The following is a 22,112-nucleotide window of genomic DNA, read 5'->3' on the forward strand; positions in this document are numbered from 1 at the left end:
TCAGATCGCCTTGCGCTTGCGGAACATCGCCACATTGAACCGCGTCGCGCAGCGTTTCCCGCAGAAGCGCTGGCGGCCGGATTTCGAGCGGTCGGCGAAGATCTCCTCGCACGGCTTCGATGCGCATTGGCGCAGGCGCTCAGGTCCGAGCTCGGCGACGAGATCGGCAAGCCCGCGCGTCACCACCGCTTCGACATGCTGCACCGGCTGCAGATGCGGGGACGGCGCGAAGACCACGTGGAAGGCGCCCCCATCGGCAAGGGCCTTCGCGATCCATGGCCAGTGCACGAGCTTGTGATCGAGATAATGCGCGAGATCCTGAAGCGGCAACTCGCCCGCGATGAAGCGGGTGAGGATGCTGCGGAGGTCGTCGCGGAAGAGCTGCAGGCGCCGCGCCACCTTGCCCCAGTCCAGGTCCCAATCCATCTCGCACCATTCGCTCAAGAAGACCCGGGCATGCTCGGGATTGGCGAAGAGATCGACGATGGGACGCAAAGGATCATAGGTGTTCACGAAGGCGAGCGCGAAGGCTTTGGGGTCATGATCCGCCCGAAGCCAGGCCGGGCCGTGGAGCGTAATATCGTTTTCCATTTTACAAGCTTACAAAAATGGGTTAGTAAGCGTTTATCCGAAATATATAGATTACGCCTCGATGCGTCCACTGCATCTGATTGTCGCGTCCGTCACCGGTGCCAGCTTCGGCATCAATGCGGTGAAATACGCGGTCCCGGCGCTGCTGGCACTGGCCGGAAGCAGCGCCTCGCAAATCGGCGTCTTCGCGGCGTCGGTCACGGCCGCCTGGCCAGTCCTCGGCCTCTTCGCCGGATTGCTGCTCGACCGGTCGAGCAAGCTCGGCGTGCTCAGGCTCGGCGAGATCATCGCCGCGGCGAGCCTTCTGTTCCTGGTCGCGCTCTATGCCACCAGCGCGCTGGCGCTCGCCTTGTTATGCGTGGCGGGCTTCGCCATCGGCGCGGCGGAAGTGCTGGTCGATACCAGCAGCCAGTCGATCCTGCCCGAAATCGTGGCGAAACGAGAGCTGCGCTCGGCCAACAGCCTGCTCAATGGCGCGAAGACGGTCGGCGTCACCTTGCTGGCGCCGGTGCTGATCGCGGCCCTTGTCGATATCGAGCCGCTATCGGCCCTGGCCGTCGCGGCCCTCGTGCTGGTCGCAGCCTTCGCCGCCATCCTCCGGCTCAAAGGGCAGGCGGCGCAAACGAGCGCCGCCTTGCGCTTTTCCGATCTTACCAGCGGCCTCGTCTTCCTGGCCCGGACGCCGGTCTTCCCCGGCCTCACTCTGGTGCTGGCCGTGATGTCGATCGCCTGGGGCGGATGGTTCGTGCTGATCGTGAGCTATGTGATCTCGGACACGGGCTTGGGCCTCAACGCCACGGCCTATGGCAGCGTCGTCACCATGCTGGGCCTCGGCAGCCTCACCGGCGCTTTCGCCTATGGCTTCCTGCAAAGGACGCTCGGTACGCGCCCGGTCCTCATGCTCGATGTCCTGGGCACGATCTTGTTCCATGCCGTGCCGGCCTCAGGGCTAGGCTTCATCCCGAGCGCTGCCGCGGCCTATCTCGCCGGCATCGGCGGCGTCACCTGGGTGATCAGCGTCAGCGCCTATCAGCAGGCGACCGTGCCGGGTGCGATGCTCGGCCGCCTGGTCGCGAGCTATCGCTGGATCGGCTGGAGCGCCTTCTTCACAGGCTCGGTCATTGCCGGTCCCCTGGCCGATAATCTGGGATTCAGCGGCGCCTTCACGACATTCGCTCTGCTCAATGTCGTCCTCCTCATCGCGTTCCCCTTCGTCATTCCGAAGAGCCAGATTCTCGATGAGCCGCTGGCCACCTGATGCTATAGCTTCGCCAGAGGGAAACAGCGGTGACGACACTCTATGATATTCAGGCGGGCGAAGGTCCGCTCATTTTTTCGGTGCCGCATGCCGGCACCGAGCTTCCCTCCGATATCGCCGAGCGGCTGACGCCGCATGCGAGGACGCTTCCCGACACCGACTGGCATGTCGAGCAGCTCTATGATTTTTCAGCCACGCTCGGCGCCACGCTGATCCGCGCCAATGTCAGCCGCTATGTGATCGACCTCAACCGCCCGCCCCAGGATGAAAGCCTCTATCCGGGACAGGCGACAACCGGCCTGTGCCCGCCCATCGAATTCGACGGCACGCCGATCTACAAGGACGGCAAGGAGGTCCCAGCACCGGAGGTCGCACGCCGGCGTGAGACCTACTGGCAGCCTTATCATGATCGGCTCGCCGCCGAGATCGATCGAGTGAAGACGCGTCACGGCTATGCGCTGCTGTTCGATTGCCATTCCATCGCGTCGCGCGTGCCGCGGCTGTTTCCGGGCACGCTGCCCGACCTCAATCTCGGCACCGTCCATGGCGCAAGCTGCGCCGGTTCGCTGCAGGAGCAGATCACGGGCATCATGGTGAAGAGCGGTCTTAGCCACGTCGTGAATGGCCGCTTTGTCGGGGGCCATATCACGCGCCAATACGGCAAGCCTTCCGAGAATGTGCATGCCGTGCAGATGGAGAAGGGTCAGGACTGTCATCTCATGGATGACGGCTCGAGCCGTCTCGATCCCGCCAAGGTGGCGAAGCTCAAGCCGGTGCTGCGCCGGATCGCCGAAGCCATGCTCGCATGGCGCCCCTGATCCTCACCGGCAGGTCGCTCACGCCCGAAAGCGTCGAGAAGGTCGCTCTCGGCGAGAAGATCGCCATCGACAGCGCCGCACGTCCGCTCCTCGAAAAGGGAAGGCGCATCGTCGAGCGGCATCTCGAGGAGGGCATCCCGGTCTATGGTCTCAATACCGGGCTTGGCGCTCGCGCCGGCGAGATGCTGCCGCCGGAGGCGCTCGCCGAGTTCAGCCTGCGCATGGTGCGCGGCCGCGCGCAAGGATTGGGCTCAGCCCTGACGGCACCCGAAGCACGGGCCGTCATGGTCACGCGCCTCAATACGCTGCTTTCCGGCGCCGCGGGCGCCAGCCCGCCTGTCGCCGACTATCTCGCGGATGTGCTCAACCGGAACATCGTGCCGGTCATGCCGCGCCATGCCTCGATCGGCGCCGGCGATCTCGTCGCCATGGCGGCGCTCGCTCATGCGCTGATCGGCGAGGGCGAGATCCTCATCGACGGAGAGCGCCGTCCGGCTCGCGATGCCCTGGCCGTGGCGGGTCTGGCACCGCTCGCTCTCAAGCCGAAGGACGGCCAGGTCCTGTGCAACAATACCGCTTTCTCGGTCGGGCTCGCCGCGCTCGCCGCAGCTCGCGCGCGCCGCGCCGTGACATCGCTGCAGATCGCCGGCGCGCTCTCCTTCATCGGCTTCCGCGGCAATCCGACGCCCTTCGCCAAGCCTGCGACCCGCATAAGGCCCCAGCCCGGCGAGGTCGAGGCCGGCGATGAATTGCTGGCACTCACCGATTTCGGGACGCCCGACAGCAAGGCGCGGCGGCTCCAGGACCCCTTGTCCTTCCGCTGCATGCCGCAAGTCCATGGTGCCGCCTATGCGGAGGCGCTGCGCCTCGATCAGGCGCTCGCTATCGAGCTCAATTCGGTCGCCGACAATCCGGTCGTCCTTCTCGATGAGGAGAAGATCATCGGCACCAGCAATTTCCATATGCCGCATCTGACGCTGGCGCTCGACGGCATGGCGCGGGCTTTGGCGCTCGCCGCGACCGATTCGGTCTCGCGCGTCGCCAAGCTCATGAGCCCGTCCTTCTCCGGCCTGCCGCCGCTTCTGTCCTCGGAGAGCGTCGATCGTGCCGGCTTCGCGCCATTGCTCAAGCCCACCGAGGCGCTGCGCGCCGAGATCATCCATCTGGCCAATCCGGTGCCGATCCTTCCCAGCCAGAATGCCGACGGGCAGGAAGATGCGGCGACTTTCTCCGCCCTCGCCGCCCAGAAGCTCGGCGATCTTCTCGACCGTCTCGATCTCCTGGGGGCGCTCGAATTGCTGGCGGGCGCGCAGGCGGTCGATCTCGCCGGACTGAAGAAGCTGCCGGCGAGACTGGCGCCGGTTCACGCGCGTATCCGGGCGATCTCGAATTTCATCGATGACGATCGCCCGCTTGGCCGCGAGATCGAGCGGATCGCTTCCGAATTGATCAGAACCGGTGAACTTGCCTCTGTCGCCGGTCAGACAGGCTCTCGCGGCTGATGAAGTCGAGCAAGGCGATCATCGTTACGGCTTTTCTCCAGATCGACTTGGCATAGGAACCGCGCGAACTCGCTTCACTACCCGCCGTCTCGCCATGTGCTCCATTGCGCAGACGCCTAGGGACAACGACACAGGTGTATTCGTCGAGCAGATCAAACCTGATCATGGCGGGTATCCTTCGGCGCAGCCTTCGCGACCAGCCTGAGTTTTGCGCCCGTGCCGGAGCGCTCGATCGAATCGGCGATCTCCACCGCAAGCTCGGTGTCGCCCGCACCCGCATCCGCCAGCACGTTCCTGATCTTCTGTTCGATGGCGTTTCTGATCTTCTGCCGGGACTCGCCGTTTCGCATGGAGATCTTGACGGTCACCTTGTTGGCGCCGGTCAGCAGCTGATACTGGCGAACGCCAGGCATGGCATCGAGTGGCGAGAGAAGGCGAAACGCATCGATCTGAATGCGCCCGCCGCCGCGGCGCGGCAGCTCCAGGACTTCTTCGCGCCGGCCCTCGATCGAGGTGATGCGGGCATAGGGTCGGCCGCAGGCGCAAGAGCCATCCGTCATGGTGACCATGTCCGACATTTCGTAACGGATGAGCGGCACCAGCGCGTTGGTGAGCGTCGTGGTCAGCAACCTGTGTCCGCGGACGCCGGTGGGCACGTGGCGATTGGCATCATCGACGGCCTCGAACACCACCAGGTCCTCCGGCAGGTGGATGCCGCAATGATGCTCGCATTCGGAGCCCGAACACGCGGTTTCCGTCGTGGAGTAGCGGTTGAAGACCGCGGCTCCCCAAGCCTTCCGGGCGAGATCGCGCACCTCCGGCATCAACATCTCCGCGACCGAGCAGAAGCGCCGGGCCGAAATTTTGAGACGCCCCTCCATTTGCTCCTCCGCGAGGAGCCGGATGAACGAGGGATAGGTGGAGATGACGTCCGGCTGGAATTCGTTCAATGCGGCAACGACCTCCGGCATGGGCATCATGACATGGAGGTGCGGCACATTGGGGTTGGCGCGGCGCATCGCGCCGTAAATGCGGTAAGACAGATGCTGCGGTGTGGGAGCGCCAATCCCGACGCTGCGAGCCTCCCGCGCTATCCCGGCCATGCCGTTGGATCGGGTGGCATTGGCAACCACATAGTCCCAGGCCGGTCGATCGTAGACCATCACGGCGCGCACGCCGGTCGTGCCGCCGGTGGCGCAGGCGCGATATTCCCCGTGGAGCAGCTCAGCGGCGTGCTCGCCGGCAAGGTGGTGCTCGACATCGGCAAGCTTCAGCCGGCGATCCGTAGCGATCCGGTCGAAATTGGCCACGAGCTGGCTCTTCGTGAGCACGGGAAACTCTTCCAGCGGCGCATCTCGCGCCACCAGATGCCCGATCGTCTCACGGTAATAGGGAGAGGCGTGGACGGCATGCTGCAAGGCCGCCTGCAGGCGCTCGTTTTGGTAGGCGAGGAGCTGCTGGCGCGTCCAGCGGTCCCGCGCCGATAGCTCCGCCAGCCGGGGGCGGCCCATTGCGGCGTCCAAGGCAGGCTTGATGGTGGGAGGGATGACTGGTCGGGGCTCGGTTGCCGTGAGCATCACTCGTCTCCTCAATGGAAGGGCTGGTCGAGTGATGGTGTTGTACGCTCCGCCGGTAATAGGCCGGTCACAGCCTCAAGACGAGGTCGGCAGGATCGTAACAGCGCGGTTGCGGCGCTCGGAAAAAAAGCGTTAATTCAGGTACGTCGGCGGGGGCGCGACGGCACGTTTTGATGCGCGTTCAACCCAATGGCCTCCCTCGAGATCCTTCTGCTTGGTGGTTTCCAGCTGCGCAAGGGCGATCAGGCGATCGATCTGCCCGGCCGGCGGGAGCGTGCGCTTCTTGCCTACCTGGCAATGCCGGCGGGCGAAGCGCGCTCGCGCGACAAGCTGGCCTCGATGCTGTGGAGCGAGCGCGGCGACAAGCAGGCGCGTGACAGCCTGAAGCAGGCCATGCTGCGCTTACGCAAGACCGTGGAGGGCATCGAGCCCGCCCCTCTCCTGTCCGACCGGGAATTCGTCACGCTCGACCCTGCCGCTGTATCGATCGACGTCGCGGAGTTCGAGCGGCTGACCGGCGAAGGAACGCCGGAGGCCGCCCTGCGAGCGATGGTTCTCTACCGAGGCGACCTGCTCGATGGTTTGGAGATTCGCGATCCCGCCTTCGAGGAATGGCTGCTCATGGAGCGCCAGCGCCTGCGCGATCTTGCACGTGAGGCGCTGGCCAATCTCCTCGCCCGCCATATGGCCGATGGCGCGCACGACCAGGCGGCCCCGGTGGCGCGCCGGCTGGTCGGGCTCGATCCGCTGCGCGAAGACGCCCACCGCGCGCTCATGCGCATCTATGCGGAGCAAGGCCAGACGGCTCTGGCCTTGAAGCAATATCAGACCTGCCGGGACAGGTTGCGGGCCGAGCTTGGCGTGAAGCCCGAGACCGAGACGGAGCGCTTGCATCAGTCGATACAGCACGACCGCTCCTCGCCCCGCCAATCGACCCAGGATTCGGCTGCGCCGGTTGAATCGGCAACGGCTCCTACGTTGAAACCCTCGATCGCCGTCCTGCCTTTCGCCAATCTGAGCGGCGATCCCGGGCAGGAGTATTTCTCCGATGGCATCACCGAGGACATCATCGCCGGCCTCGCACGCCTGCACTGGCTGTTCGTCATTGCCCGCAATTCCAGCTTCACCTTCAAGGGCAAGGCCGTCGACGCCAAGGAGATCGGCACCCGCCTCGGCGTGCGCTATCTGCTCGAGGGCAGCGTGCGCAAGGCCGGCGAGCGTGTGCGCATCGCCTGCCGGCTGATCGACGCCGGAAGCGGGCTGCATCTGTGGACGGATCGCTTCGAGGGCACGCTCAGCGATGTCTTCGATCTCCAGGACCGCATCACGTCGAGCGTGGTCGGCGCCATCGCACCGAGACTCCGTGATGCCGAAATCGAGCGCGCGCGCCGCAAGCCGACCGACAGTATCGACGCCTATGATCTTTTCCTGCGCGCGCTCGCGCTGCACAATACAGTGATATACGAAGATGGCCGCGAAGCGCTTCGCCTGCTCGACCGCGCCATCGAGCTCGATCCCGACTATGCAGCCGCTTATGGTCTAGCGGCATACTGCCGGATGCGGCAGCGCCAGCGCGGATGGGTCGATTCGACGACGTCGGAAGGCGTTCGTCTGGCGAGGCTCGCCGCCCGCAAAGGACAAGACGACCCTGATGCTCTCTGGATGGCGGGTGTCTCTCTCGCGATGCTGATCGGTGAGTCCGACGAGGCGCTCGCGCTGATCGAACGCTCGCTTGGGCTCAATCCGAACTCGGCCGGCGCTTGGCTGGTCAGCGGCGTGGTCCGGGCCTATGCCGGCGACAGCGCCACGGGGATCGCCCATTTCGAGCGATCGATCGAGCTCAATCCGCTCGATCCCCTGGTCTATATCGCCTGGTACGGCATCGCCTTCGCCCATTTTGCGGCAGAAAGATACGAGGAATCATCGGCCTGGCTCGACCGTTCCCTGCGCGCGCTGCCGAGCTATCTCCCGGCGTTGCGCCTGAAGATCGCCATCTGCGGCCTGAAGGGTCAAACCCAGGAGGGCGAGAAGTGGGTCGAACGGCTGCTCGCCGTCGTTCCCGATGTGACCATAAGCAAGCTGCGTCAGCATTACGAGGCCGGCATCCGGCGTCCCGACTGCCGGGACAGGCTTTTCTCAGGCCTGCGCCTGGTTGGGTTGCCTGAGTAGCCGGGGCTATCAATATCCGGCACTGTCATAAAGGGCGTCTCACATCGGGGAAACTGACGGTTTTGGCTCCGCCTGCGTCGGATCGATGAACCGTTCTTCGGTGGTCGGCACGGAATGGTGCTCATGGGTGATGAGCCATTCACCGCCACGTTTCTGGAGGCCGACCGTGAGCCTGAGATCGAGCGGCCCGGCCGAGGTTCCGTCGCAATGGATCTCGCAGGTCGCGAAGGCGACCTTGTCGCCGGCGGTGACCTCCACGTTGCGCGGCTCGAAGACGATCGGCCCGCGCGGCTTGTCATAGAAGAAGTCCCAGGTCTCACCATAGGCATCGATGCCTTCGACCTTCGCGGGGAAATCGAACATCAGGAGATCATCGGCGTGATGGGCCAGGATGGCTTCGCGGTCGCCCGCACTGATGGCGCGCGTCCAGTCGATAATGATTTTCTTTACCTCGGTCTGGCTGCTGGTCATGGGTCTGACTCCTCATCATTCAGAGTCAAACCCCGACGGTGTGCCGCCGGTTCCCGATGTGGTTCAGGCGTAAACCAGTGTCTGGCCGATGCCGAGTTTCTTCGCCTTGTCCAGCATCGCGGCACCCAGCGCGATGTCGGAGAGCGACAGGCCGCGATGCCAGAAGAGGATCGTCTCGTCCTCTTTTTCGCGGCCCGGCTTCTTGCCGGCGACGATCTGGGCGAGCTCTGCATGGACGGTCGCTTCGCTGATGAGGCCGGCGTCGATATGCGGCCTGAGCGCGCCGAATTTGCCCGCCCGGAACTGGCTGAAATCATCGATGACGATCTTGTCCATGATCTGGGTCATGGACAGCTCGAGCGCGCTCACCGTGCCATAGGGGATGACGCAGGCGCCTTGTCCGACCCAGGCCGTCTTGAAGACTTCCGCGCGCTCTTCGAGGCGCGAGGCCTCGACCATGATGTCAGCGCCTTCCAGGCAGCTCCGCCAATCCTCGGTCACGATGATCTTCTTGCCGAGATCCTGCTCGAGCGTTTCCGCGAAGGACTCACGGCTTTCCCTGCGGCGCGAATGGACGCGGATCTCGGCGAAATCGAACAGCCGGTCGAGCAGGCGGATATTCCAATAGGATGTGCCGCGCGCCCCGACGTGACCCAGGATCTTCGATGTCTTGCGCGCAAGGTAGCGGGCGCCGAGCGCGGTGAGGGCGCCGGTGCGCATCTCGGTGATCGCCGTCGCATCGAGAATCGCGACCGGCATGCCGGTCCTCGGATCGAAGAGATTGAGGAGGGCCATTTCGGACGGCAGGCCCTTCTGCCAGTTGTCGACATAGTCGCCGACGATCTTGACGCCGGCGAGATCAAGCGGCGCCACGTAGCCGCGCAGCACATTGAAATGGCCGCGAAAGGCGGGATCGGGGGTGAGATGCATGCGCGGCTCGATCACCGTCTGGCCCTGGCCTTGCGCCAGGAGGCCGCCTTCGACCGCCGCCAGGATCTCCTCATCCGTCATGGCGAGACGGGCGATATCGGGCCCGGCGAGCCAGGTGAAGCGGATGGAGGAGGCTCCGCTCACTGGAAGCCCGGCGGATCGGTGACCGGGATATCGGGTGTCAACCTTCCGGCCTGGGTGAGATGGGCGATGATCTCCTGGGCCGCCTCTTCGGGCGAGAGCGTCGTCGTGTCGAGACGAAGCTCCGGCCTCTCCGGCGCCTCGTAATCGGAATCGATGCCGGTGAAATTCTTGATCTCGCCGCGCCGCGCCTTGGCATAGAGGCCCTTGACGTCGCGGGCTTCGGCGACGCTGAGCGGGGTGTCGACGAAGATCTCGACGAATTCATCGCCTTCCACGAGCTCGCGCGCCATGAGGCGCTCGGAACGGAAGGGCGAGATGAAGGAGACGAGCACGATGAGGCCGGAATCGACCATCAACCGCGCCACCTCGGCGACGCGGCGGATATTCTCGACGCGGTCGGCATCGGTGAAGCCCAGATCCTTGTTGAGCCCGTGCCGGACATTGTCGCCGTCGAGCAGGTAGGTCATATGCCCCGCGGCATGCAGGCGCTTCTCGACCAGGTTGGCGATGGTCGATTTGCCCGAGCCCGAGAGGCCGGTGAACCACAGGACGGTCGGCTTCTGCCCCGCCTTGGCCGCGCGGGAAGCTTTATTTACATCCATCGCCTGCCAATGGATGTTGGCGGCGCGGCGCAGAGCGAAATTGATGAGCCCCATGCCGACCGTGTTGTTGGTGAAGCGGTCGACAATGATGAAGGAGCCGAGATGGCGATTCTCGCCATAGGGCGCGAAGGCGATGGCGCGGTCGAGATCGAGATTGACGACGCCGATCTCGTTGAGGCTCAAGGTCTTCGCCGCCACATGCTCGAGCGTGTTGACATTGACCTTGTATTTGGGTGCCTCGAACATGCCCGGAATGGTGAGCGGCCCCGCCTTGATCAGATAGGGACGGCCGGGCAGCATCTCCTCGTCATTCATCCACAGGATACGGGTCTCGAACTTGTCGGCGACGGCAAGCGGCGAGTTTGCGGCGCAAATGACATCGCCGCGGCTGATGTCGATCTCGTCCTTGAGCGTGATCGTCACCGACTGGCCGGAGATCGCCTTATCGAGATCGCCGTCATAGGTGACGATGCGTTCGACCTTGGACGTGCGTCCCGACGGCACGGCGCGGATCTCATCGCCGGGTTTCACGCGGCCTTCGACGATGCTGCCGGAAAAGCCGCGGAACGCCTGGTTGGGCCGGTTGACCCATTGCACCGGCAGGCGGAAGGCGCCGTCGCCGGTTTCGTTGCCGACAGGCACGCTTTCGAGATGCGCCATGAGTGTCGGCCCGTGATACCAGGGCATGACCTCCGAGGGGTCGATGACATTGTCGCCCTTGAGCGCCGACAAGGGAATGCAGGTGAAGTCCTCCAGCCCCAAATTCTTGGCGAAGGCGCGATAGTCCTCCTCGATCGCCTCGAACACGTCGCGACGATAGTCCATGAGGTCCATCTTGTTGACGGCGACCACGACGTTCCTAATGCCGAGCAAGGTGGCGATGAAGGAATGGCGCCGCGTCTGGGTGAGCACGCCTTTCCGCGCATCGATCAGGATGATGGCGAGGTCGGCGGTCGAGGCGCCGGTCGCCATGTTGCGGGTATATTGTTCATGGCCCGGCGTGTCGGCGACGATGAATTTACGCTTGTCGGTGGTGAAGGCGCGATAGGCGACATCGATGGTGATGCCTTGCTCGCGCTCGGCCGACAGCCCGTCGACGAGGAGGGCGAAATCGAGCGCGCCGCCTTGCGTGCCGACGCGCTTCGAATCCGCTTCCAGCGCCGAAAGCTGGTCCTCGAACAGCATCTTGGCTTCATAGAGAAGCCGGCCGATCAGCGTCGACTTGCCGTCATCGACGCTGCCGCAAGTGATGAAGCGCAAGAGGTCCTTGTCCTCCTGCGAGCGCAGATAGGCTTCGACGTCGCCGCCCTGGAATTCGATGAAACGCGACATCATGAGCTCTTTCCAAGATTTCCCTTCGCCCGCGCGTAGCGTGGGAGAAGGTGGCCGAAGGCCGGATGAGGGCTCTTTCGCAACACGCACGAGAGCTCGAAAAGCACTGCGCTTGACAGATGAAGAGCCCTCACCCGCCCTGTCGGGCACCCTCTCCCATCCTTCGGACGGGAGAGGGGGAATGAAACGTAGAGATCGCAAGTCGCGAGATAAGAGGTCAACATCAGAAATACCCCTCCTGCTTCTTCTTCTCCATGGAGGCGGCCTGGTCCTTGTCGATCACGCGGCCCTGGCGCTCGGACGAGGTCGTCACCAGCATTTCCTGGATGATGTCGAGGAGGCTCGCGGCATTGGATTCGATGGCCCCGGTCAGGGGATAGCAGCCCAGTGTGCGGAAGCGGATCAGCTTCATCTCAGGGGTCTCGCCCTTGTGCAGCGGCATGCGCTCGTCATCGACCATGATCATCTGGCCGTCGCGCATGACGACCGGACGCTCCTTGGCGAAATAGAGCGGCACGATCGGGATGTTCTCGAGGAAGATATACTGCCAGATGTCGAGCTCGGTCCAATTGGAGAGCGGGAAGACGCGGATCGATTCACCCTTGTTCTTGCGGGCATTGTAGAGATTCCACAATTCCGGGCGCTGGTTCTTGGGGTCCCAGCGATGGCGGTTGTCGCGGAAGGAGAAGATGCGTTCCTTGGCGCGCGACTTCTCCTCATCGCGCCGCGCGCCGCCGAAGGCCGCATCGAAGCCATATTTGTCCAGCGCCTGCTTCAAGGCGTCGGTCTTCATGATCTGGGTGTGGAGTGCGGAGCCGTGATCGAAGGGATTGATCTTCTTGGCGAGGCCGTCGGGATTGATATGGACGATGAGGTCGAGGCCGAGCTTGGCGACGGTCTGGTCGCGGAAGGCGATCATGTCGCGGAACTTCCAGGTCGTGTCGACATGCATCAAGGGGAAGGGCGGCTTCGAGGGATAGAAGGCCTTCATGGCGAGATGCAGCATGACGGCCGAATCCTTGCCGATCGAATAGAGCATGACGGGGTTCTCACATTCCGCCGCGACCTCGCGGATGATGTGGATGCTCTCGGCTTCGAGCCGCTGCAGGTGGGTCAGTTTTTCGGGGGTCATTCGATACTCAGACATTTCCTGAGCGCTTTCTTTCCGCCAAAGTCGTGCAACTTTGACGGAAAGCGCTCTAATCGGGCCTGCTTATGGCTCTTGTGCACCGCAAACTCAAGCTCCTGTTGAGCTTGGCGATCCTGCGCCTTATGAAGGTCTGAAGGGAGGCAGCTTTGGACAAGCCAAGTGGCGGACGGGGGAAAAAATCCCGGAGGGAGGAGGCGCTCCCCTATCAGGAGCCGCATCAGACAGCTCCCGGCGCCCATAAGCTGCTCGAGGAATCGATCGGACGCGAGGTCAAGCGCTTCCGCGAGAAGCTCAGCCTGACGATCAGCGAGGTCGCCAAATCGGCCGACATGTCGGCCGGCATGCTGTCCAAGATCGAGAACGGCGCCACATCGCCCTCCTTGAGCTCGCTGCAGGCCTTGTCGCGGGCGCTGCATGTGCCGGTCACCGCCTTCTTCCGCGGCTACGAGGAGCTTCGGGATGCGACTTTTGTCAAAGCAGGACAAGGACTTACCATAGAAAGGCGGGGTACGCGGGCGGGCCACCAGTACCAGCTCCTGGGCCACAGCCCGCATGGGCCGGTCATGGTCGAGCCCTATATGATCACGCTCACCGCCCAGTCCGACGTCTTCCCGACCTTCCAGCATGCCGGGCTCGAATTCCTCTATATGCTGGAAGGCGAGGTCGTTTATCGCCATGGCGACAAGACCTATGCGATGCTGCCGGGCGATGCCCTGTTCTTCGATGCCGACGCCCCGCATGGGCCGGAAGAGCTGCGCAAGCTGCCCATCCGCTATCTGTCCGTCATCTGCTACCGGCGCGACGAATAGGTCATTTCCTCTGGGGAAAAAATTATTCCCCCCAGTTGCAAGTTCTCCTGACCGCTGTTACATACGTCCTCGACCTCACTCAACGGGAGCCCAGGCCATGTGCGGTATTGTCGGCCTCTATCTGAAGAACCCGAAATTGCAGCCGAAGCTCGGCGAATTGTTCAAGCCCATGCTCATCGAGATGACGAGCCGGGGGCCCGATTCCGCCGGCGTCGCCATCTACCGCAATCCGGCCAAGAAGGGTTTTACCAAATTCTCGCTCGCCCATGACGATGCGAAATTCGGCTGGAAAAAGCTGGCCCAAGCGCTCAAGGCCGCGACCAGGAAGCAGGTCAGCGTCCAGCAGATCGGCAATCACGCCATCATCACCACCAATGCCGAGGAAGAGACGGTGACGGCCTGGCTCAGGGAGCATCACAAGGATGTGCGCATCGTCGGCTCCGGCCAGGCGATCGAGATCTTCAAGGAAACGGGTCTCCCGGAAAAGGTCTATGAGAAATTCGATCTCGCCAAGGCCAAGGGCAGCCACATCATCGGCCATACCCGCATGGCGACCGAGAGTGCGGTGACGACGGCGGGCTCGCATCCTTTCGCCACCGGGGCCGATCTCTGCCTCGTCCATAACGGCTCGCTCTCCAATCACAACCGCCTGCGCGAGAATCTGAAGCGCGAAGGCCTCGAATTCCAGACCGAGAACGACACCGAGGTCGCCGCCGCCTATATGACCTGGAAGCTGCGCCAGGGCGCCTCGCTCAAGCAGACGCTGGAAGACGGCATCAAGGATCTCGACGGCTTCTATACGTTCTGCGTCGGCACGCATGACGGCTTCGCCGTGGTGCGCGATCCCATTGCCTGCAAGCACGCCGTCCTCGCCGAGACCGACGACTGGGTGGCGATGGCGACCGAGTTCCGCGCCATCGCGCATCTGCCCGGCGCCGACAAGGCGAAGATCTGGGAACCGGCGCCGCAGACGATCTACAATTGGGGTGGACACTGACATGGCTCGAGGCGATGCGCTGGCGAGAAAAACCGATGAGCAACGGCATATGATCGAGATCGATCTCGAAAAGGACGGCGTGCGGGGCGCCAATTCACGCCTGCATTCCTTGCCGAAGGACACCAATGAGCGGCACTGGCTCATCAGGAATCCGATGGGCCAGCATGCCATCGCCTGCGGGCTCGATGCGCCGATCACGGTCGAGATCGACGGTCATGCCGGCTTCTATTGCGGCGGCATGAACAAACAGGCCGAGATCCTGGTCCGCGGCCATGTCGGCCCCGGCGTGGCCGAGAACATGATGTCGGGCATCGTCAGGGTCGACGGCAATGCCAGCCAGTCGGCGGGTGCCACCGGCAATGGCGGGCTCCTTGTGATCAAGGGCGATGCCGCCTCGCGCTGCGGCATCTCGATGAAGGGCATCGACATCGTCGTCGGCGGCTCCGTCGGCCATATGTCGGCCTTCATGGCGCAGCGCGGCCATCTCGTCGTGTTGGGCGATGCCGGCGAAGCGCTGGGCGACTCCATCTATGAAGCGCGGCTCTATGTCAGGGGCAAGGTGACGAGCCTCGGCGCCGACTGCATCGAGAAAAAGATGACCGAGCATCATCTCGCCAAGCTCGCGCGCTTCCTCGACCAGGCCGAGATCAAGGCCAATCCGCGCGACTTCCGCCGCTATGGCTCGGCGCGCAAGCTCTACAATTTCAACATCGATCACGCCGACGCTTACTGAGGGCACACATGGATCCCAACACGCCGCGCACCACGCCCCGCAAATCGGCGACCTTCGACGACTATACTTTGTCGGAAATCCGCCGTGCCGCCACCACCGGCATCTATGACATCAGGGGCGCGGGCGCCAAGCGCAAGCTGCCGCATTTCGACGACCTCCTGTTCCTCGGCGCCTCGATCTCGCGCTATCCGCTCGAAGGCTATCGCGAGAAATGCGGCACCAATGTCGTGCTCGGCACGCGCTTCGCCAAGAAGCCGATCGAGCTGAAAATCCCGATCACCATCGCCGGCATGAGCTTCGGCTCGCTGTCGGCGCAGGCCAAGGAAGCGCTGGGCAATGGCGCGACCCTTGCCGGCACGTCGACGACGACGGGCGACGGCGGCATGACGCCGGAAGAGCGCGGCCATTCGAAGACGCTGGTCTATCAGTATCTGCCGTCGCGCTACGGCATGAATCCCGACGATCTGCGCAAGGCCGATGCGATCGAGGTCGTGGTCGGCCAGGGCGCCAAGCCGGGCGGCGGTGGCATGCTCTTGGGGCAGAAGATCTCCGATCGCGTGGCGCAGATGCGCTGCCTGCCCAAGGGCATAGACCAGCGTTCGGCCTGCCGCCATCCCGACTGGACCGGGCCCGACGACCTCGAGATCAAATTGCATGAGCTGCGCGAGATCACCAATTGGGAAAAGCCGATCTATATCAAAGTCGGTGGTGCCAGGCCCTATTACGATACCGCGCTTGCGGTGAAGTCGGGCGCCGACGTCGTCGTGGTCGATGGGATGCAAGGCGGGACCGCGGCGACGCAGGAAGTCTTCATCGAGCATGTCGGCCAGCCGACCCTCGCCTGCATCCGCCCGGCTGTTCAGGCGCTGCAGGAACTCGGCATGCACCGCAAGGTGCAGCTCATCGTCTCGGGGGGCATCCGCAATGGCGCCGATGTGGCGAAGGCTTTGGCGCTCGGCGCCGATGCGGTGTCGATCGGCACCGCCGCACTGGTAGCCTTGGGCGACAACGACCCGCATCTCGAAGAGGAATATCAGAAGCTCGGCACCACCGCCGGCGCCTATGACGACTGGCATGAGGGCAGGGACCCGGCCGGCATCACCACCCAGGACCCGGAGCTCGCCAAAAGGCTCGATCCGAAGCTCGCCGGGCGCCGGCTCGCCAATTACCTCAAAGTAATGACGCTCGAGGCGCAGACCATCGCGCGCGCCTGCGGCAAGAACCATGTCCACAATCTGGAGCCCGAGGACCTGGTGGCGCTCACCGTCGAGGCCGCCGCCATGGCGCAAGTGCCGCTCGCCGGCACCAGCTGGATCCCGGGCAAGAACGGTTATTGATGCAGATCGACGCACATATCCTCTCTCCCTTAAACCCTCGCCCCGCTTCAGCGGGGAGAGGGGAGGGCCCCGACGCGACCTTGCTCCGCCGAAGCGAAGCCGCCCTGCTCCACCTAAGCGAAACTTCGGCTTCGCGAAGGCGAGAGCGGCGGGAGGGGTGAGGGGCATGCGCGAAATGAACGGAGGCCCCTCACCTTCCCATTGCTCCGCAATGGGCCCCTCCCTCTCCCCGCTGCGCGGGGCGAGGTACAAAGAGGCAAGTGGCCTGTGCCATAGTCTCCGCAGTGGCTCTCTCCGGTTTGCGGCAGGCCGGTCTATAGAGGGCGCGTAAAGGAGACACTCACCATGGATCTTTCCGCCTTACTAATCTTCGCCGGCACCGTCGCCCTTGTGGCAGGCTCACCCGGACCCAGCCTTGCTGCCCTTGTCGCGCAGGTTATTTCACGCGGCTATCGGGGCGTCATTCCCTTCCTCGCTGCCATGTGGATCGGCGAAGCCATCTGGCTCGCTTTCGCGGTCTTCGGTCTTGCGATGATCGCCCAGACTTTCCATTGGGCCTTCCTCACCATCAAATATCTGGGCCTCGCCTATCTCGTCTATCTTGCCTATAAGATGTGGACTGCGCCGGTCGCGGTGAAGGAGGGCGAATTGCCCAGGGAGGATTCATCCTTCCGCCTGTTCCTCACCGGTCTTGCCATCACGCTCGGCAATCCGAAGATCATGGTGCTCTATATGGCGCTTCTGCCGACTGTCGTCGATCTCGCGCATGTGACGCTCATCGGCTGGGGCGAGCTTACGCTAACTCTGTTCCTGGTGCTGGCAGCGATCGATCTGAGCTATGTCTTTCTCGCCGCGCGGGCGCGTCAGTTCATCCGTAGCGCCAAGGCGATGCGCCTCGCCAATAGATGCAGCGCGCTCGCGATGGGCGGTGCCGCGGTCACCATGGCAACGAGGTAAACGATGGCCCATCTCCATACCGCCCGCATCCTGTGGGAGAGCAATACCGACGAGTTCACCAAGAACCAGTATTCGCGCGCCCATCACTGGTCCTTCGACGGCGGCCAGACGGTGCTCGCCTCCTCATCGCCGAGCGTCGTGCGGGTGCCGTTCTCCGATCCCGCCGGCATCGATCCCGAGGAGGCGCTGGTGGCGTCGATCTCGAGCTGCCACATGCTGACCTTCCTCTATCACGCCGCCAAGGCGGGCTTCACCATCCAGCGCTATGAGGACAATGCCGAAGGCCTGATGGCCAAGAACGCGGAAGGGCGGCTCGCCATCACGCGCTGCACGTTGAAGCCCAACGTCCAGTTCATCGGCAAGCAGCCGACGCGGCCAGAGCTCGATCATCTTCATCATCTGGCGCATGAGGAATGCTTCATCGCCAATTCCGTCAAAACAGAAATCATCTGCGAACCGCAGGGCGTATGAACTTGACTAAGGGTGGAAACAGGAGACCTTCATGGCTGGGGATCTGGCAAAATTTGCCAAGGACAAAAAAGTAAAATTCTTCCTCTTCAATTTTACCGACCTTTTCGGCACGCAGCGCGCCAAGCTGGTGCCGGCGGAAGCGGTCGGCAGCATGCAGAAATCGGGCGCGGGCTTTGCCGGCTTCGCCACCTGGCTCGATATGACGCCGGCGCATCCCGATATCTTTGTCATGCCGGATGCGGATTCGGTGATCCAATTGCCGTGGAAGCCGGAAGTGGCCTGGGTCGCGGGCGATCCGTGGATGGAAGGCAAGCCGGTCGCCCAGGCGCCGCGCCTCGTGCTCAAGAACCTGCTCGACAAATGCGCCAAGCGCAACATGAAGCTGATGGCGGGCGTCGAGCCCGAATTCCATCTCATCAATGCCGACGGCTCGGCGGTCTCCGATCCGCGTGATACGCAGGAAAAACCCTGCTACGACCAGTCTGCGGTCATGCGCCGCTTCGACGTCATCTCCGAGATCTGCACCACCATGATCAATCTTGGCTGGGCGCCCTATCAGAACGACCATGAGGACGCCAACGGCCAGTTCGAGATCAACTGGAATTTCAACGACGCGCTGACCACGGCCGACCAGCTCTGCTTCTTCAAGTTCATGGTCAAGTCGATCGCCGAGAAGCATGGGCTTCGGGCGACCTTCATGCCCAAACCTTTCGTCAACCTCACCGGCAATGGCTGCCATGTGCATATCTCGGTGTGGGACAATGGCCGCAAGAGCAATCTCTTCCACGACAAGAAGGGCGAGCTCGGCCTGTCGCCGCTCTGCTATAATTTCCTCGGCGGCTTGATGCACCACGCCGAGAGCTTTGCCGCCATCACCAACCCGACGGTGAACAGCTACAAGCGCATCAACGCGCCGCGCACGCTCTCGGGTGCCACCTGGTCGCCCAACACGGTGACCTTCGGCGGCAACAACCGCACCCATATGGTGCGCGTGCCGGATGAGGGCAGGGTCGAATTGCGGCTCCCCGACAATGCCGCCAATCCCTATCTGATGATGGCGGTGATCCTGGCGGCGGGCTTCCACGGCATCGATGAGAAGATGGATCCGGGCAAGCGGCTCGACATCGACATGTATGCCGAGGGCCACAAGGTGAAGGGCGCCAAGAAGCTGCCGCTCAATTTGCTCGATGCGATCCGCAATCTCGAGAAGGACAAATATATCCTCGACGCGCTAGGGGCGGAATTCGCCTCCGCCTACATCAAACTGAAGAACAATGAGTGGAACCAGTATTGCCGCCATCTCACCCAGTGGGAGCGCGACACGACGCTGGATTGCTGATCAAAGACGAGCGAGGGGGACGCCTTCGAAATGACCCTCGATCGCTTGCACGGTTGAGGCAGGGAGAGGCAGATGGCTTCTCTCAGCCTGCCAGTGTTGATGAAATCGGCTGACCGTCTCACGCGCCGTATCAAGTATGAGTTTCTCGGGCAGCAGCGCCTTTATGGCAAGATGCGAGAGTTCGTCCTCGGTGAATTCATCGAAACGCTTCGTCCGGCTGAACGTCAACGCCGCTTTTGCATCGGGCAAATAGGAAATCGTCGAGACGAAATCATAGGCGGGCGACAGTCTCGCTTTGCGCCGGTCGGGATAGATCATTGACCAGTTCTTGAGGTGCATGTCGGCATTACCGATCAGCACATTGAAGACCAGCCTGCGGGTGAATTCCACCATGTCGTCCTGGCTGCCTTCCGCCCCGATCACCTGCGCGATATTGCGATAGCTGGCGCGTTTATATTTGTCCTCAGGATAGATGCCGAAGACTTGCGCGAAATCTTCAATATGGACCGCCATCGATGCCGGCGTCCGGTCGAAACGCTCAATGGCGAGCGCCATTCCCCTGAGGGCGCCGATGTCCCTGGGCAGGTTCTCGATCTCGTCGGGCTGGATGAGCTTGAGCGGCGGTATGTTCATCCCGACGAGCCGGGCGAGCGTCATCATCGAGTACTCATTCTCGGGAACGCCTTCGAACTCGCGCGACGGGAGCTTCACAATCCATGATCCGCCTATTCCCTTGGCCGGTATGGTCAGGCCGCCACGCGCCTCGGCGACCGCTGAGAATTTGAGCTGCACGCCGGCCAACGAGAAGCGCAAGGCGTCTTCGTGACGATGACCTTTGTCTGGAGCTTGATCCGGATCCACGAGCCAAGGCATGTTGTCGGGTGGTTGAATGGTGACGGCTCCGGGCAGATCCTCGCCCAGCGCCCATGAGAGGAAGAACTCGCGTTGCGGATTCACGTCCGCTTTTGCGGCGAGATAGGCACGCAGGGGACCTTCCGGCAGAAGGTTCGAGAAAAAAGGAAGGAGCCGCGTCTGCGTCGGCTTGAAGTCGGTGATGAGACCACCGAGCGTGTCCTTAAAGGCGAGGCCGAGAGTAGGACGATCACTGTCCGTTAGATAGGCCTGGTTGAACGCGAGCAGAGTGCGATCGCCCGCCGTCCGGGTCAGCGTGCCGATCGGCCGCCCATGGAGGAGCACATCAAGGACAGTGAGATCAGGCATCGTCGTCTTCATCGAGCGTGTAAGCTGGACGCTGATTCTGGTCGGCGGAAGCTTGTCTCACGATAGATTGCACCGCCGGGATATATTTTCGGGGAACAAGCATGAGTTCAAGATCGAGGATACGCGCGAGCTCGATCAGGCTTGATAGGCGCAGATCAACGGTGCCGGTCTCGATCTTCGAGATATGGCCCTGGGGCACCCCGGACGCGGCGCTCAGGGCGCGTTGGCTCAATCCCTTGCCTTGGCGGGCTTTCTTGAGATCTTTGCCGATATCCTCAACTATATAAGCCATTTCGATACAGATTTACATATCAATAGTGGATAATGATATGATATTCTATATCAGATTCGGAATTTTTGATCAACTCCGGCTCGGCGGAACCAGTATTGCTGCCATCTCATCCAGTGTGGAGCGCGACACGACGCCGGATTGCTAAGGATTGCCTCGCGCGTCGCCGTCTCTCTGGGTGCGCTTGATGAAGTCGAGCATGAGCGATGCGGCTTGGCCTGCATGCGTCTCGAGCAGCAAATGGCCGGCGTCGAAAATATGGGATTCCATCCTTGGCAGATCGCGCATCCATGACAGGGTCTCGGCGATGTCGAAGAAGGCATCGTGCCGTCCCCAGAGCATGAGCGAAGGCGGCTGCCGGCGCGCCAGATATTCGGCGATCGCGTCGAAGCGGGCGGCGTAATGCCCATAGTCCGCGAGGAGTGCCCGCTGCGTGTCCATCCGGCCCGGCAACTGCATCACGCGCCAGTCCTCCTCCCATCTTTGCGCCGGGATTCGCGCGGTCACGTCCGGCGGAACATCGAGGAGATACTGGTCGCGCACGCCATCGAAGGTCAGAAACGCGGTCGCTTCGGCCTCGTTCTCCGGGCTCGGATCAGACCAGTAGGCCAGCGTCCCGGCCCATGCCGGCCCGAAGCCGGTTCGATGCGCGTTGGCGTTCTGAATGATGAGGCCCAGGACTTTCTCCGGCGCCTGCATGGCGATGTGGAAGGCCACGGGTGCGCCCCAGTCGTGAACGTAGAGATAGAGCGGCCCGATCGCGAGGCGGTCCAGCAGCTCCGCGATGGCCTGGCCGAAGGCCGCAAACGAGACCTCAGGCAGCACGTCGGATTCGCCGAAGCCGGGCAGGTCGGGTGCGATCACATAGGCGGCCCGAGACAGCTCGGGTACGACCTCGCGAAAACCTCGCGCCGAATTTGGAAATCCGTGCAAGAGCAGCAATGCGGGCCGCGAAGCCTTGCCTGCCGTGATGAAGGACAATTCGGTGCCGCCGGACAGGCGCATTCGCTGCCGCGTCGCCGGGTGTTTCCGCTCATCGATGATCCGATCGCTCACAGTGTCCATGCGGAGGTAACGCCGTCGGGCAGGCAGGCGTTCCAGCCGCGCCGCCGCTCAAGGGAAGATCGCGCCGGCGAGGGTAATGGGTTCGATTTCCAGCAATCGCATTTCTACGACACCAGGAAATCCGGAGTCGCGTTGCCACGCGGCAATGGTCGACTCGGCACAGTCGACGCCTGCAAATTCAAGGGCAATTGTCTCAGTGCCGGCCCTGCCGGAGCGAGCCGGCTCAGTTCCGACAAATTTGAGCTCTGCCTTGCCTTCGATCGCCAGCATGGCTGCGTGGTCGAGAATCCATGATCGCGCCTCGGGCCGGTCGGCAGGAAATTCAAACAGGATGACAGCGCCCATGTCAT

The 22,112-nt window shown here is 62.9% G+C and carries 21 protein-coding genes; 11 read left to right on the forward strand and 10 right to left on the reverse strand.

The window, feature by feature from the left end; genetic code table 11:
• Complete coding sequence (locus tag DS839_RS20175; protein WP_119272261.1) at positions 1 to 591, reverse strand: CGNR zinc finger domain-containing protein; 591 nt, start codon at positions 589 to 591, stop codon at positions 1 to 3.
• A 61-nt stretch (positions 592 to 652) separates the two neighbouring features.
• Here DS839_RS20175 and DS839_RS20180 point away from each other — a divergent pair, with 61 nt between their 5' ends.
• From DS839_RS20180 to DS839_RS20190, 3 genes are read left to right on the forward strand one after another with little or no spacing between them, the layout of a single operon-like run.
• On the forward strand, positions 653 to 1,849 hold the full coding sequence (locus DS839_RS20180) for an MFS transporter (protein WP_119272262.1): 1,197 nt from the start codon (positions 653 to 655) through the stop codon (positions 1,847 to 1,849).
• A gap of 29 nt (positions 1,850 to 1,878) precedes the next feature.
• Entirely contained in the window at positions 1,879 to 2,667 is a 789-nt protein-coding gene (gene hutG / locus DS839_RS20185; protein ID WP_119272263.1) for an N-formylglutamate deformylase, read from the forward strand.
• The gene (locus DS839_RS20190; RefSeq protein ID WP_119272264.1) at positions 2,655 to 4,169 is read left to right on the forward strand and encodes an HAL/PAL/TAL family ammonia-lyase; all 1,515 of its coding nucleotides are present in this window, start codon (positions 2,655 to 2,657) and stop codon (positions 4,167 to 4,169) included. Before hutG ends, DS839_RS20190 begins: the two co-directional genes overlap by 13 nt.
• A 152-nt stretch (positions 4,170 to 4,321) precedes the next feature.
• Here DS839_RS20190 and DS839_RS20195 read toward each other — a convergent pair whose 3' ends face one another.
• Positions 4,322 to 5,746, reverse strand: a complete 1,425-nt coding sequence (locus DS839_RS20195; RefSeq protein ID WP_119272265.1) for a phenylacetate--CoA ligase family protein — start codon at positions 5,744 to 5,746, stop codon at positions 4,322 to 4,324.
• A gap of 189 nt (positions 5,747 to 5,935) precedes the next feature.
• Here DS839_RS20195 and DS839_RS20200 point away from each other — a divergent pair, with 189 nt between their 5' ends.
• Positions 5,936 to 7,915 (forward strand): BTAD domain-containing putative transcriptional regulator, encoded by a 1,980-nt coding sequence (locus DS839_RS20200; protein WP_119272266.1) that lies wholly within the window; start codon positions 5,936 to 5,938, stop codon positions 7,913 to 7,915.
• A gap of 39 nt (positions 7,916 to 7,954) precedes the next feature.
• Here DS839_RS20200 and DS839_RS20205 read toward each other — a convergent pair whose 3' ends face one another.
• From DS839_RS20205 to cysD, 4 genes are all read right to left on the reverse strand, one after another.
• A complete protein-coding gene (locus DS839_RS20205; protein ID WP_119272267.1) occupies positions 7,955 to 8,386 on the reverse strand; it encodes a YybH family protein in 432 nt (143 codons plus the stop codon).
• A gap of 63 nt (positions 8,387 to 8,449) precedes the next feature.
• Entirely contained in the window at positions 8,450 to 9,397 is a 948-nt protein-coding gene (locus tag DS839_RS20210; RefSeq protein WP_119272395.1) for an ornithine cyclodeaminase family protein, read from the reverse strand.
• Between the two features lie 59 nt (positions 9,398 to 9,456).
• On the reverse strand, positions 9,457 to 11,394 hold the full coding sequence (cysN, locus tag DS839_RS20215; RefSeq protein ID WP_119272396.1) for a sulfate adenylyltransferase subunit CysN: 1,938 nt from the start codon (positions 11,392 to 11,394) through the stop codon (positions 9,457 to 9,459).
• 223 nt (positions 11,395 to 11,617) lie between these two features.
• Positions 11,618 to 12,526, reverse strand: a complete 909-nt coding sequence (gene cysD / locus DS839_RS20220; protein ID WP_368911763.1) for a sulfate adenylyltransferase subunit CysD — start codon at positions 12,524 to 12,526, stop codon at positions 11,618 to 11,620.
• A gap of 164 nt (positions 12,527 to 12,690) precedes the next feature.
• Here cysD and DS839_RS20225 point away from each other — a divergent pair, with 164 nt between their 5' ends.
• From DS839_RS20225 to glnT, 7 genes are all read left to right on the forward strand, one after another.
• Positions 12,691 to 13,353 carry a helix-turn-helix domain-containing protein gene (locus tag DS839_RS20225; protein ID WP_119272269.1) on the forward strand — a complete coding sequence of 221 codons (663 nt, stop codon included), beginning with the start codon at positions 12,691 to 12,693 and terminating at the stop codon, positions 13,351 to 13,353.
• Positions 13,354 to 13,450: 97 nt separating this feature from the next.
• Positions 13,451 to 14,350 carry a class II glutamine amidotransferase gene (locus tag DS839_RS20230; protein ID WP_119272270.1) on the forward strand — a complete coding sequence of 300 codons (900 nt, stop codon included), beginning with the start codon at positions 13,451 to 13,453 and terminating at the stop codon, positions 14,348 to 14,350.
• A 49-nt stretch (positions 14,351 to 14,399) separates the two neighbouring features.
• Positions 14,400 to 15,083 carry a GltB/FmdC/FwdC-like GXGXG domain-containing protein gene (locus DS839_RS20235; protein WP_119272397.1) on the forward strand — a complete coding sequence of 228 codons (684 nt, stop codon included), beginning with the start codon at positions 14,400 to 14,402 and terminating at the stop codon, positions 15,081 to 15,083.
• Between the two features lie 8 nt (positions 15,084 to 15,091).
• Entirely contained in the window at positions 15,092 to 16,420 is a 1,329-nt protein-coding gene (locus DS839_RS20240) for an FMN-binding glutamate synthase family protein (protein ID WP_119272271.1), read from the forward strand.
• Between the two features lie 345 nt (positions 16,421 to 16,765).
• Positions 16,766 to 17,377: a LysE family translocator gene (locus tag DS839_RS20245; RefSeq protein WP_119272272.1), complete on the forward strand. Its 612-nt coding sequence runs from the start codon at positions 16,766 to 16,768 to the stop codon at positions 17,375 to 17,377.
• A gap of 3 nt (positions 17,378 to 17,380) precedes the next feature.
• The gene (locus DS839_RS20250) at positions 17,381 to 17,848 is read left to right on the forward strand and encodes an OsmC family protein (protein WP_119272273.1); all 468 of its coding nucleotides are present in this window, start codon (positions 17,381 to 17,383) and stop codon (positions 17,846 to 17,848) included.
• A gap of 31 nt (positions 17,849 to 17,879) precedes the next feature.
• Positions 17,880 to 19,187, forward strand: coding sequence for a type III glutamate--ammonia ligase (gene glnT, locus DS839_RS20255; protein ID WP_119272274.1), 1,308 nt, complete (start codon positions 17,880 to 17,882; stop codon positions 19,185 to 19,187).
• Here glnT and DS839_RS20260 read toward each other — a convergent pair whose 3' ends face one another.
• The 4 genes from DS839_RS20260 to DS839_RS20275 form a co-directional block, all read right to left on the reverse strand.
• Entirely contained in the window at positions 19,188 to 20,408 is a 1,221-nt protein-coding gene (locus DS839_RS20260) for a type II toxin-antitoxin system HipA family toxin (protein ID WP_119272275.1), read from the reverse strand.
• Complete coding sequence (locus DS839_RS20265; protein ID WP_119272276.1) at positions 20,401 to 20,700, reverse strand: helix-turn-helix domain-containing protein; 300 nt, start codon at positions 20,698 to 20,700, stop codon at positions 20,401 to 20,403. Before DS839_RS20265 ends, DS839_RS20260 begins: the two co-directional genes overlap by 8 nt.
• Before the next feature lie 141 nt (positions 20,701 to 20,841).
• A complete protein-coding gene (locus DS839_RS20270) occupies positions 20,842 to 21,762 on the reverse strand; it encodes an alpha/beta fold hydrolase (protein ID WP_119272277.1) in 921 nt (306 codons plus the stop codon).
• Between the two features lie 48 nt (positions 21,763 to 21,810).
• On the reverse strand, positions 21,811 to 22,107 hold the full coding sequence (locus DS839_RS20275; RefSeq protein WP_119272278.1) for a hypothetical protein: 297 nt from the start codon (positions 22,105 to 22,107) through the stop codon (positions 21,811 to 21,813).
• Between the last annotated feature and the right edge of the window lie 5 nt (positions 22,108 to 22,112).

Source organism: Taklimakanibacter deserti, assembly GCA_003574785.1.